At 46.2% G+C, this 12,772-nt stretch carries 7 protein-coding genes; 3 read left to right on the forward strand and 4 right to left on the reverse strand.

The genetic code is table 11. The features are described from left to right. Positions 1–34 precede the first annotated feature (34 nt). The 3 genes from B5D26_RS13275 to B5D26_RS13285 all read left to right on the forward strand — a co-directional run bounded on the left by B5D26_RS13275 (position 35) and on the right by B5D26_RS13285 (position 5,179). The gene (locus B5D26_RS13275; protein WP_078746210.1) at positions 35–2,824 is read left to right on the forward strand and encodes a PAS domain S-box protein; all 2,790 of its coding nucleotides are present in this window, start codon (positions 35–37) and stop codon (positions 2,822–2,824) included. Between the two features lie 41 nt (positions 2,825–2,865). Next, a complete protein-coding gene (locus B5D26_RS13280) occupies positions 2,866–3,936 on the forward strand; it encodes an HD domain-containing phosphohydrolase (RefSeq protein ID WP_078746211.1) in 1,071 nt (356 codons plus the stop codon). Positions 3,937–4,138: 202 nt separating this feature from the next. After that, on the forward strand, positions 4,139–5,179 hold the full coding sequence (locus tag B5D26_RS13285; RefSeq protein ID WP_078746212.1) for an extracellular catalytic domain type 2 short-chain-length polyhydroxyalkanoate depolymerase: 1,041 nt from the start codon (positions 4,139–4,141) through the stop codon (positions 5,177–5,179). Between the two features lie 12 nt (positions 5,180–5,191). Here B5D26_RS13285 and B5D26_RS13290 read toward each other — a convergent pair whose 3' ends face one another. The 4 genes from B5D26_RS13290 to polA all read right to left on the reverse strand — a co-directional run bounded on the left by B5D26_RS13290 (position 5,192) and on the right by polA (position 12,669). Further along, on the reverse strand, positions 5,192–6,286 hold the full coding sequence (locus B5D26_RS13290; protein WP_078746213.1) for a tetratricopeptide repeat protein: 1,095 nt from the start codon (positions 6,284–6,286) through the stop codon (positions 5,192–5,194). A gap of 198 nt (positions 6,287–6,484) precedes the next feature. Further along, positions 6,485–6,799 carry a hypothetical protein gene (locus B5D26_RS13295; RefSeq protein WP_078746214.1) on the reverse strand — a complete coding sequence of 105 codons (315 nt, stop codon included), beginning with the start codon at positions 6,797–6,799 and terminating at the stop codon, positions 6,485–6,487. Between the two features lie 69 nt (positions 6,800–6,868). Continuing rightward, positions 6,869–9,607, reverse strand: a complete 2,739-nt coding sequence (locus tag B5D26_RS13300) for a putative bifunctional diguanylate cyclase/phosphodiesterase (RefSeq protein WP_078746215.1) — start codon at positions 9,605–9,607, stop codon at positions 6,869–6,871. A 239-nt stretch (positions 9,608–9,846) separates the two neighbouring features. Beyond that, entirely contained in the window at positions 9,847–12,669 is a 2,823-nt protein-coding gene (gene polA / locus B5D26_RS13305) for a DNA polymerase I (RefSeq protein WP_078746216.1), read from the reverse strand. Positions 12,670–12,772: the final 103 nt, after the last annotated feature.

The following is a 12,772-nucleotide window of genomic DNA, read 5'->3' on the forward strand; positions in this document are numbered from 1 at the left end:
TAACTTTATTAATCAAAAAGAAGCTCATATTGGCATGATCCCTATCTCCGAACAGGCTTTTGCAGAACAGCTTTATGCCCTTGGTTTTACACATACAGAGACCGCCTCATTGGTGCAAGCCAGCATGGGGCTAATTGCGCGGCATTGGCAAGCGCGCACTCTGTGTTTGTATCATCTATCGGGCCGTTGTGTGTATGCGTCGGAGCATGCCCAAGATCTTAGTGAACAATTACCTGAATTATTGGCCGATAAGCCCAAAGAGTTATCTAGCTACAAGGTGGGTGAGCTGCATTGCGTACCATTGAACCTAGGCTATATATTGATCAGTGATAGCACACCTGAGCCTGAGCTAAGTCGTCATTGGTGCGAAATATTTGTGCATAAGTTGGCGACCAACACGACCGAGAAGCGATCTGATGTACAAAGTAGAACCCAAACTGTAATTTCTAACGCTCAAATCATGCAGCTGGTGATGGACAATATTCCCACCCGCGTTTTTTGGAAAAATACGCAGCTAGAGTACGTAGGAGCTAACCAAGCCTTCTTACAAGATGTAGGGATTGAGTCATTAGATCAGTTACAGGGCTTAACGCTGTCGCAAATGCCTTGGGCTGAAGACAATAGGGTTCAGCTAACACAGCAGGACTTGCAGTTATTAGCGGGGGATGTACAAAGTATTGATTACGAAGAGTCTTTGACCATAGGTAAGAAAGTACTGTGGGTACAAGGACATAAGATAGCAATACGTGATAATGAGGGTAAAACCACTGGAATTTTAGGCACCTATCACGACATTACTACCCGTAAAAACGATGAAGAAAAGCTGCGCCTGCTCGCCACCGCCTTTGAGTCTCATGAAGGTATTGTGATTGCAAATTATGACGGCATCATTTTAGAAATGAATGCCGCTTTTTGTGAAATTACGGGTTATCAACCTGAAGAGATTGTCGGTAAAACCTTCCGTGTGTTGCACTCTGGTCGTCAAAATCAGCAGTTCTATTTAGCTATGTGGGCATCAATTCACGAGCGTGGACGCTGGGAAGGCGAAATATGGAACAAACGCAAAAATGGTGAAATTTACCCTGAATGGGTCACCATTACGGCTGTAAAAAATGATGAAGGTGCCACAACCCATTATGTTGCTGCATTTATTGACCTGACAGAGATTAAGACGCAGCAAGCAGAAATTCGTAGAGCTGCGTTGCAAGATCAGTTAATCAGCCAGCTATTTCATTTAACGCTACAATCCAGCTCAACCAAGCACTATTTACAGCGCACATTAGAGATTTTACTAGAATCTTTGCCTTGGTTGATGCCTATCGCATCTGTGCATATCGCGCCTAATGATAAGAGCCCCAGTTGGCAGTTAATGGCTGAATTGAATTTTTCAGGGACTTCTGATCTCTCTAATCATGCGGATTTATTATCACGACTGCGCGCTTTAGAGAGCAAACCTCAAGCACAGCATTTAAACAGCTGCCAACATTGTAGTGGCGTGCAACCCCATAGCCATTATCTGTTACCTCTATTGTTAGACAGCCAGCTTGTTGGTGCGCTCACGGTATGTTTGCGTGCTTTTGATGTGCAGAATAAGCAAGATGATGAGCAACTTAAGCGCATTTGTAATGTACTGGCGCTTGGGGTTTCTCGTCGACAAACAGAACAAGCGTTAATTCTTGCGAAAGAAGATGCCGAACACGCCAATCTTGCAAAATCTCAGTTCCTATCCAGCATGAGTCATGAGCTGCGCACGCCACTGAATGCCATTCTGGGTTTTAGCCAGCTGTTAGAGCTAGAGGAGCTTGATGATGAGCAGCAAGAGAGTGTCAGTGAAATCACGCAAGCAGGGCTACATTTATTAGAGTTAATCAATGAAGTTCTAGACCTAGCCAAGATCGAAGCGGGTCGAATTGATCTTAAAATTGAGTCTTTCAGTGTAGATATGGTACTGCGCGATTGTTTGTCTCTCTCGCAACCGTTAGCGGCTAAGCGCCAAGTACAAATAGAGTGCGACCTAGCTCAAGCTGAAAATTTTTTGGTTAAAGCTGATCGCACCCGTTTAAAACAGATTCTACTCAATTTGATCTCAAACGCTATTAAGTACGGCAAAGAGGCTGGTACGATTAGGATACTATTTTCTAATCCAGAATATGGCCGTGTGCGAATTGCCGTGCAAGATGACGGTGAAGGTATTAGTGCTGAGTATCAAAAAGAGCTATTCCAGCCTTTCCATCGACTAGGTGCTGAGGCATCTCACATTGAGGGAACAGGAATTGGCTTAGTGATCAGTCGTAAACTGGCTGAAAACATGAACAGTGAGCTAAACTTTACTAGTCAACTTGGTCAAGGCAGTACGTTCTGGATTGATCTACCTCAGGCATTTGATACTACCTCTATCGGAACTGATTTAGATGAAGATGATGACTTTTTATACGAACAAACATCTGTATCGCCAAAGCTCAGCACAATACTTTATATTGAAGATAACAAAACCAATCAAAAGCTGATCGAACAAGCCTTACATCATCGCACTAATGTTAAGTTGTTGTGTGCAGGTACTGCACTGCATGGCTTAGAGTTGGCATCAGGAGAACAGCCAGAACTGATTTTGTTAGATATGGGCTTACCTGACATGAACGGTTTTGAGCTATTAGAACTACTGAAATGTAGCAGTGAAACTGCGAATATTCCTGTGATTGCGCTAACCGCAGATGCAATGCCGGAAGTGATTGAGAAAGCCATTGCAGCAGGCTTTTCGGAATATATGACTAAGCCGATTGATGTCCAAGTTTTTTTACGTTGTATCGATCAATGGCTGGCTTAACTTAATACACGTTTTTATCTTAACAATAGGAATTTAAAGAGATGGCAGGGTCAGGAATAGATATTTTTTCAGCACGACTTTTGGTAGTGGATGACGAGCCTGTCAACGTTAAGCTATTAGAGCGGACTTTGGCGAAGGCAGGTTATCAAAATATTGAATCGACCTTAGACTCTCGCCAAGTTTGTGACCTTTATGAACAAGGTCAACATGACCTTATACTGCTAGACCTTAATATGCCGCACATGGATGGCTTTGCTGTTATGACAGCGTTAAGGCAGCGTTTTAATCCTACGCCTCAGGTGTTGGTGCTAACGGCACAAAGTGCGCAAGAGTTTCGAACACAGGCTTTAGAGCTGGGTGCTCGGGATTATGTCACCAAGCCCTTTGAACGCAATGAACTACTACACCGTGTGAGCAATTTGCTAGAAAGCACGCTGTACCGCCAAGAGCTGGAAAAGCTTAACCTCTCTTTAGAACAAAAAGTGCAGGATCGCACCCATGAGTTAAATGAAACTCGCCTGCAAATTGTGCGTCGACTCGGACGTGCTGCGGAGTACCGTGATAACGAAACAGGCTTACACATTGTACGCATGAGTAAAACCTCACGTTTGCTAGGTGCTGCAATGGGCATGAATGAAGCAGAATGCGAACTTTTATTAAATGCTAGCCCAATGCACGATATTGGCAAAATTGGTATTCCAGACAAGGTGCTATTAAAGCCTGGCAAGTTTGAACCTGAAGAGTGGCTGTTAATGCAACAACATGCACAAATTGGCGCTGATATTTTAGAAGGTGAAAGCTCTGACTTACTGAGTATGGCGCGGGAAATTGCACTCACCCATCATGAAAAATGGGATGGCTCTGGTTATCCTAATGGCTTGAAAGGAGAGGAGATTCCTCTTGTTGGTCGTATTTGTGCCATAGCCGATGTTTTTGATGCGTTAACCTCGACACGTCCTTATAAGAAAGCGTGGTCGATTGAAGATGCTTTAGCCCTGATCAATGAAAACAACGGCAAACATTTTGACCCCGCCGTTGTGGCTGCATTTATGGATAACCTAGATGCTATTCTTGAGATTAGGGACGCTTACAAAGAGCCTGAGCACGAATAGCACTGAATTTATTAGCGGCTTACCTGTGGATAACTCTGTTGCTAAGCCCTGAATCAAAGTGGATAACTTGTCATTACAGCTTTTGAGTGTCTGTACTCAAAAAAATAGACTGCTACTGACAAGTTAATGCATGACCTAACAGTCATTTAGCATAAGGCCGAATAGGCTTTTGTGCTGATTTTGGTTAAGGTACGCCGACTGAATGAGTGACTTAGGTTGGATCATGTACCGCTTCTCCTTACAAAAACTCGTGTTTTTACTGCCCGTTGTTTTCTTACTCTCTGTAATAGGGTGCAGTCAGCCAGAGACTAGTAATCACTTACCTGCCCTACAAGCACTCACTAGTCTTCATCAAAGCCGCGTTACAGTGTCAGGCTTTTCTTCTGGTGGTTATCTTGCTAACCAACTGCATTTGGCTTATCCAGAGCTCATTGAAGGGGCCGCTATTTTTTCCGCAGGCCCTTGGGGTTGCGCAATGAAAGGTTTAAGCCACGCACTGATGTCCTGCATGCAAACTCGCTTTCCTATTGCAGATATTGATGATCGTATGGCGATGCTGCATCGTGCGAGCCGTAAAAAAGAGATTGGTGATCCTGCATTGCTGGTGGACGACCCTGTATATATTTTTTATGGACAAAAAGATGATGTGCTAAAGCCTGCGGTATCTGAGAGTTTAATTAACTTTTACCAAACAATAGTGGCGTCTTATAACATTCGAATTACTGCGATGCCGCAGGCAGGACATGCTTTCCCTTCGGTGTTAAGTACACAAGCCTGTGGTTCTGAGGCTGCGCCTTATTTTCAAAACTGTCACTTTGATGGTGCAGCAGAGGCTTTGCGTGTGTTATTTGGCCAACTACAAGCGCCCAGTGATAGCAGCACAGGGCAGCTGATTGAGTTTGATCAGCGTAAATATTATGAAGGTAAAGGCATGTTAGATCGTGGTTACCTTTACCTACCCAGCCAATGCAGCTCAGGCGCTCGTGAGTGCCAACTACATGTAGTCTTACATGGCTGCGGCCAAAGCAGCGAAACACTGAAAACTGTTTTTATTGAGCAAAGTGGTTACAAACGCTGGGCAGATAGCAACGGCATTGTTTTACTATATCCACAGGCCAGTAAAAGCTTAGTGAATCCACAGGGTTGTTGGGATTGGTGGGGATATGAAAAAGGTCACTTTTACGCCCGTGACAACCCTCAATTGAGCGCCATCACAGGCATGATTAAAACCTTAGCGCGCTAATTAAACCAAGCATTACATGCTGATATTGCTGGCACTATCAACAGATATTAGCTGCTGAAAGTATTGCTGGGCATTGGGGTAACCCTGCCTAGCAGCTTGAGCGACCCAAAAAATGCCCAGCTTACGACTGATGGGTGTGCCCTCTCCCTGAAGAAACATCAAACCCAGTTGAAACTGAGCTGGTGCAATGCCAGAGTAAGCCGCTTTGTGTGTCCAGCGAAAGGCTTTGCGCGGGTCTTGCTCTACGCCGTAGCCTAAGCGATACATATTAGCGAGCTGCCACATTGCGGGCTTTACACCACCATGGGCAGCCTGCTTAAACCAGCGAGCCGCTTGAATATAGTCAGGCATTTGATTTTGTGGATTAAAATAAAGCCCTGCAAGATTAAACTGGGCGCTGGGCTCGCCTGCTTTCGCTGCACGAGTAAACCAATAGCGAGCTTGGTTCTCATCCGCCTCAACTCCCTCTCCTAGATGATATAAGCGCCCCAAGTTTACCATCGCATTCAAGTCCCCTTGCTCTGCTGCTAAGCGATACCAGTAGGCGGCCTGCTTTGAGTCCATCTCAACGCCTTCACCATTTTCATAGAGCAATGCAAGATTGTATTGCGCATCAGAATCTTGCTGCTGTGCCGCTTGTAGATAATAGTTAAATGCCTTTTGGTTATCCTCCGCAACGCCTTCGCCAGTGTCATACATTACGCCTAAATTAACCGTGGCAGAAACATGGCCTGCCGCAGAAGCGCTTTGATACCAAGCTAAAGCCTGCTGATTGTCTTCAGGGACCACTTGGCCGTAGTCAAACACGCGAGCAAGCTCATACATTGCATCGGCTAAACCTGCATCTGCGGCTTTACGCAACCACATCAAAGATAAGGCCGCACTGCCTTGAATCGTTTTATTACGCTGATAATGATGTGCCAGCTCTAGCATCGCCTGCCGATTACCTGTGTCTGCAATCTGTCTTAGTGCACCCAACTCAGGATTTTGGGCAACAGCCTGATACTCTTCCGTTGTAGCATAAGCTGGTGCAGCCTGATGCTGAGAGGCTTGATGGGCGCAGGCGCTAAGTAGCAACCAGCTACTGAATAATAAAATAAGGCGCATCTGAACCTCCTTAGAAACGATGAGTATCAGTGCGTGAAGGAAGACAAAGAGTAGAGAGTAGTTGCTATCTATCTCCGTTGCTAGTTTTGAGTATGGTTGAGTCTTTTACTGGGGAACTTGAAGATTTTGCGGCTATGGTGGCCTAAACGGGACTAAGGTTCATTATTCCGTTTAGGCGCAATAAGGTTGCTTATAGGGTTAAAGGGCGAGTGTTTCTGGCTTTTTCTTATCTTCTGTTTCAGGCTCAGCTTGTTGTTCAGCTTGTTTCTCTTTCAAGTATTGTTGGGCTTTTTCCAACTCTTGCTGTGCAATTTTTGCGGCATCTTCACCTTTCGACCATAGGCTACTGCCAAAGGCTTTAAGGCTTTGCCCCCAGTCACCACTGGCCTCTGTTAACAATTCAGCAGATTCATCCAGTAGCGCTTGCGCTTTTTCTTTTAAAGCTTCGGCATCGGCTTGAGCTGAAACACTGACGATGCTGGCGATAGCGAAGGCACTCAGCTTTTTTAACATGTTTTTATCTCCTTACCGCTTATCGAAAGTTGCGTTGTTGGTTTATAGACTCTTAAGCACTGAAAAAATTCAAAGGTGCAATCCTCTAACATCCTCCAACAGCACATGCTTAACTAGCAATGGTTCTAGCTCATCGACTGGAAGTGGTTTGCTGAACAGATAACCCTGTGCATATTGGCAGCCTTTATCGTGCAGCATATTAAGCTGGAAGACGGTTTCAACCCCCTCAGCTACGGTTTGTAAATTCAAACTACGGGCTAAGTTGATAATGGCCGTTGGGATAATTTGATCATTGCGGCGTTCAGTTAATTGCTGTGTAAAAGCGCGATCTATTTTCAGCTTATTAGCGGTGAAACGCATCAAATAGCTAAGTGATGAATAGCCCGCCCCAAAGTCATCAATAGAAATCGCAACACCAAGCGCAGCAATATCCCGCAGAATAGTTTCGGTGCGCTCAGGGTGTTTCATTACCGTGGTTTCGGTGATCTCAACGTGTAGTAACTCAGGCCTTAAGCCCGTGCGTTGCAGAACATCGGCTATTTGCACCGCTAACTGGTCATTCTCAAACTGCACCGCAGATAGATTAACGGCAATCGCCAGCGGGTACTTAAGGGTTTGATTCCATTGAGCACCTTGCTGACAGGCTGCTTCTAGCACCCATGTACCAATTTGATGAATTAAGCCCGTTTCTTCTGCATGCTCGATAAAGTCATTGGGATAGATCAAAGCATGGTTTTCAGGTTGCCAGCGCACAAGGGCTTCTACTGCAACAATGGCATGGGATTCAATTTCGATAATAGGTTGATAGTGTAAAACAAACTCTTGTCGAGTGACCGCAAGCTTAAGCTGTGTGGTGAGCGCCATACGGTCAACATTCAGATCGGTCATTTTATAATCAAAGAGCTTATAGCGCCCACGCCCAGCCTCTTTGGCCTGGTACATGGCGATATCAGCATGTTTTTTCAGTGTCTCAGAGGAGCTGCCATGTTCAGGATACAAGCTAATACCGATACTCGCTCCCACGTACACCTCTCGCTCACCGATAATGACGGCTTGCTCGATCTGTTCAATAATTTTGCCTGCAACAGTTTCTAAATCATGAATCTCATGCACGCTACGAATAATAATCGTAAATTCATCACCACTGATGCGAGCGACGGTATCAGGTTCACGAATACAGCTTTTGATGCGACGCCCCACCTCAACCAAAAGTTGATCGCCCACAGAGTGGCCGAGGGTGTCATTCACATATTTAAAGCGATCAAGATCAAGGTACAGCAAACCAAAGCGACTATGTTCACTGGCAGCGGTTCTTAACTCTTGTTCTAAGCGGTCATGAAAGAGCACTCGATTAGGCAGGTTGGTCAGCGGGTCATAGTAAGCTAACTTCTCTAGTTGTTGCTCAGCTTGCTTCATGCTGCTGATATCCATAAACACACCAACGTAGAAGGTATAGTTTTCATCAAACTCCCGTGCTAGACCGCTTTGCACGGCGTTGATGGTAAGCCATTTAGGGAAAACTTCGCCATTTTTGCGACGATCCCATATTTCGCCACTCCACTGACCATTTTTCGATAGGCTTTGCCACATCTCTTGATAGAAGCTTGCAGGATGTCGATCAGAGCGAGTGATATTAGGGTTTTGCCCTAGCACTTCTTGACGATTGAAACCTGTAATCCGACAGTAAGCGGGGTTAACTTCTAAAATACGGGCATTAGAGTCAGTAATAATCACCGCTTCACTGGTGTTGAATACCGCCATTTTGAACAGTTGCAGTTGCTTTTCAGCTTTACTGCGCTGGTCAATTTCAAGCAGGAGGTCTTCGTTCATTTTGGCCAAGCGTGCGGTGCGCTCCTGCACTCTGCCTTCTAGTGCATCATTAGAAAGTTGCAGGGCGTCTAGGGCGTTGGTCAGCTCTGCTTCAGCATTTACTTTCTGACTAATTTCTTCGTTTAGTTGCTGGTTTTGTTGGGCTATTTTTTGCTGACTTTGGTCAAGCTGCTTTAGGCTGGTTTGAAAGCAGTTAATGGCATCAGATAGCTGCTCTAACTCAAGAGTGTTATACCAAGCTCTGGGACGCTTAATATTGATGTTACCATTAGCCAGCGCCTTCATGGCTTCGATCATCTCATGCAGATGCCGAGCAAACTCTCCAGACTGTCTAGAGCTGAAGGCTAACAACATCAATAGAGCAACTAACACTAATAAAGTCGTAGCAAGAATATTTTGCTCGAATAGTTTGATCTGAATATTGATTTCTTCCTGCGAGCTTTTTCCCATTGCCTCCAGCAGGAGGATGAAAAGCTTGTGGCTTTCCATAAAGCGGCGATTGGCCTCAGACAACAGTTGGTTCGCTTCTAGTTGTCGATTATTGCTGACAAACTCTAGCGCAGTACTCATCACATCAATATAAGACTCCGCTTGCAGTTTTAGCTGATTGACCTGCTCATACAGCTCTATTTTTGAGTATTGGCGGTGATGATCATGGTCATATTGACCATCAAGATTGTTAACGATTTGGCGAGAGATGGTCAAACGTGCATGACCTAGCTCAGAAAGCGCCTCTGAACTTAAATTATCTTTATGCTGAGTCAATAGCTCATAAAGCGCGACGTGATTACGGGAAAAGTCAGACAGTAAGCTGGTGTAGCGGTTGATGCTGCCAATATCGTGGGTGGTGATATGTTGAGCCAAAGATTGCTGCTTGTTCAGCAGAAACAACATAATCACAATCACCACTGCGGTCACAATAAAGCCTAACGCAGGGATGATGAGTAGTTTTTGACGCAAGGACAAACGGCTGAACATAGAAACGCCTTTTTATCTCTTCGGTCTCTTGAGTATCGCAGGACTTTAACGAACCAAAAGCCAAGATTTTTTTATTATGAGTGAGCTTGGTAACCTCACAGAGGTTAAGCATCATACCCTAGCTTAACCTTATTTTTCATCAGGCTTATTATTGTACCGCTTGAATTCAAGTAATAAAAACGCCCCTTTGAGGTTACTCAGAGGGGCGCTTGTTTGTAGCGATACAGCACGTCTTTTATTTAATGGGCCTGATCCCAGTTGGCACCTGATCCGGTTTCAACCAGCAGTGGCACGTCTAACGCTGCGGCATTTTCCATATAAGGCTTTAAGGCCAATTTAAAGGCTTCAACCTGTGCATTGGGCACTTCAAACACCAATTCATCGTGTACCTGCATGATCATTTTCACATTCTGGCAGGCGGGGTCTTGGCCTTCTATTAACCATTGATTCACATGGATCATGGCGCGCTTGATAATATCTGCTGCGGTGCCTTGCATTGGGGCGTTAATCGCGGTGCGCTCTGCGGCTTGGCGCATGGCTCCATTACGAGCATTGATCTCAGGTAGGTACAGTCTGCGACCAAACAGCGTTTCCACATAGCCCAGCTCTTTGGCGCTGACCCGAATCTCATCCATATAACGGCGTACACCGGGGTAACGGTCGAAGTAGCGCTCAATATAGATTTTGGCTTGGGCTTGGCCGATATTCAGTTGCTTGGCTAAACCAAAGGCGGACATGCCGTAGATCAGGCCGAAGTTGATCGCTTTGGCGCTGCGGCGTTGATCTGAGCTAACCTCATCGACGGTGCAACCGAACACCTCGGCAGCGGTGGCGCGGTGAACATCTTGATCCTGCTGAAAGGCGGTTAATAACCCTTTGTCGCCCGACAGATGCGCCATAATGCGCAGCTCAATTTGCGAGTAATCGGCCGCGACAATGCTGAAGCCCTCTTCTGCAATAAAGGCTTGGCGAATACGACGCCCCTCTTCGGTACGAATCGGAATGTTTTGCAGGTTTGGGTCGCTAGAGGACAAACGTCCGGTTGCGGTGACCGCCTGATGGTACGAGGTGTGAATGCGCCCTGTAGCCGGATTTATCATCTGCGGCAGCTTATCGGTATAGGTCGATTTCAGCTTGCTTAGGCTACGGTGTTCCATCAATAACTTGGGCAGCGGGTAATCTAAGGCAAGCTCTTGCAGTACCGCTTCAGCGGTTGAGGGCTGGCCTTTTGGGGTTTTCTTTTTAACGGGAATTTTCATCTCTTCGTAGAGAATTTCACCCAGCTGTTTTGGCGAGCTTAGGTTGAACTCTTTACCCGCCAACTCGAACGCCTCGCGCTCTAACTGGATCAGGCGTGCGCTCATCTCTTGGCTGTGTTCTCCTAGTTTATGCAGATCTACCTTAGCACCATTGCGCTCAATGCTTGAAAGTACGGGGATTAAAGGCAGCTCAATCTCCTGTAGTAGCTTTTGCAGGGACGGCAGCTGTTGCAAATCGGCCTGCAAGCTATGGTGCAAACGCAGGGTGATGTCGGCATCTTCAGCCGCATAAGGTGAAGCTTGTTCTAGCTCGATCTGATTAAAGGTCAGCTGTTTGCTACCTTTGCCTGCAATCTGTTCAAAACTGATAGTGGTATGGCCGAGATACTTCTCGGCTAGGCTGTCCATATTGTGTTTTGTGGCAGTGGAATTCAGCACATAGGACGCCAACATGGTGTCGTCGGCAATACCTTGTAGTTGAATGTCATAGCGCGCCAGCACGCTCATGTCGTACTTCAGGTTTTGGCCGATTTTGCCTTTATTTGGATCTTCCAATAGTGGTTTTAACTGCGCTAATACCCATGCACGTTCCAACTGTTCAGGTGCGCCCATATAGTCGTGGGCCACAGGCACATAAGCAGCTTTGCCAGCTTCTATGGCAAAGGAGACGCCAACAATATCCGCCTGCATATAATCCAAACTGGTGGTTTCAGTATCAAAGGCAAACTGTGGTGCGGCTTGCAGTTGGCTGAGCCACTGATTGAATGCCGCTTCTGTCAGCAGTGTTTCATAACCGTCTTGGCTGATGGGACTGGCTATCTCAACAGGGGGGTGTGTGGCTTGAGGTGCTTGATCCATGTCGAGCGTTGAGGTCGCACTCGGTGAGCTTGTCAGTTCAAACGCAGGCGGTTGATCTGGAGTTTGACGCTCCAGTTCAGTCACCCAGCTTTTAAACTCTAATTCAGTATAAATATCTTTTAAGGTGTCAATGTCTTGTGGTGCCATCACCAGCTGGTCGATATTAATATCCAGCTCAACATTAAGCTTAATGGTGGCCAACAGATAAGATAGATAGGCCATCTCTTTATGTTCGGCCATTTTTTTGGCTAAGGTTTTCGCGCCCCGAAACTCTAAAGTGGCGATCTGATCAAGGTTGGCATAAATTTGATCTAAGCCCCCTAAACCTTGCAATAGACCCAACGCCGTTTTTTCACCCACGCCCGGCACGCCAGGGATGTTGTCCACTTTGTCGCCCATCAAGGCCAAAAAGTCGATAATCAGCTCGGGGCCAATGCCAAACTTTTCATGTACGCCGGGAATGTCCATCACCGTATCGGTCATGGTGTTCACTAAGGTGACTTTGTCGGTCACCAGTTGCGCCATGTCTTTATCCCCTGTGGAGATCACCACCGAGCGGCCTTGCTGTTCTGCCTGATGCGCCAAGGTGCCGATCACATCGTCCGCTTCAACCCCTTCAATACAAAGCAACGGCATACCTAAGGCTTTAATGGTTTGGTGAATCGGCTCAATTTGCAGGCGCAAGTCGTCTGGCATTGGTGGCCGCTGGGCTTTGTACTCTGCGTATAGGTCATCGCGGAAGGTTTTGCCTTTGGCGTCAAATACGACCACGACAGGTGAGCGTGGATACTGGCGCAACAAGCTTTTCAGCATGTTCACCACACCTTTTGTTGCCCCTGTTGGTTGGCCTTTAGAGGTCATCAGGGGGGGCATCGCATGAAACGCACGATACAAATAAGAGGAGCCATCAACCAAAACTAAGGGCAATAAGGTGGCATCATTCATAACGGGATATCAACTCAACTCGGTTATACTAGAGGCACAAGAGGCTGACTCTTGGCAGATTAGCTTCATCATAAAGCACAGTGGATTCAGACCAAAGGTCTGA

The organism is Oceanospirillum multiglobuliferum, from assembly GCF_900167095.1.
Lineage (GTDB): Bacteria > Pseudomonadota > Gammaproteobacteria > Pseudomonadales > Halomonadaceae > Oceanospirillum > Oceanospirillum multiglobuliferum.

Excerpts from the sequence above, each read along its gene's own strand:
- B5D26_RS13275 (WP_078746210.1), top strand. The coding sequence starts at position 35 with ATGATCCCTATCTCCGAACAGGCTTTTGCAGAACAGCTTTATGCCCTT.
- B5D26_RS13280 (WP_078746211.1), top strand. The coding sequence starts at position 2,866 with ATGGCAGGGTCAGGAATAGATATTTTTTCAGCACGACTTTTGGTAGTG.
- B5D26_RS13285 (WP_078746212.1), top strand. The coding sequence starts at position 4,139 with ATGAGTGACTTAGGTTGGATCATGTACCGCTTCTCCTTACAAAAACTC.
- B5D26_RS13290 (WP_078746213.1), bottom strand. The coding sequence starts at position 6,286 with ATGCGCCTTATTTTATTATTCAGTAGCTGGTTGCTACTTAGCGCCTGC.
- B5D26_RS13295 (WP_078746214.1), bottom strand. The coding sequence starts at position 6,799 with ATGTTAAAAAAGCTGAGTGCCTTCGCTATCGCCAGCATCGTCAGTGTT.
- B5D26_RS13300 (WP_078746215.1), bottom strand. The coding sequence starts at position 9,607 with ATGTTCAGCCGTTTGTCCTTGCGTCAAAAACTACTCATCATCCCTGCG.
- polA (WP_078746216.1), bottom strand. The coding sequence starts at position 12,669 with ATGAATGATGCCACCTTATTGCCCTTAGTTTTGGTTGATGGCTCCTCT.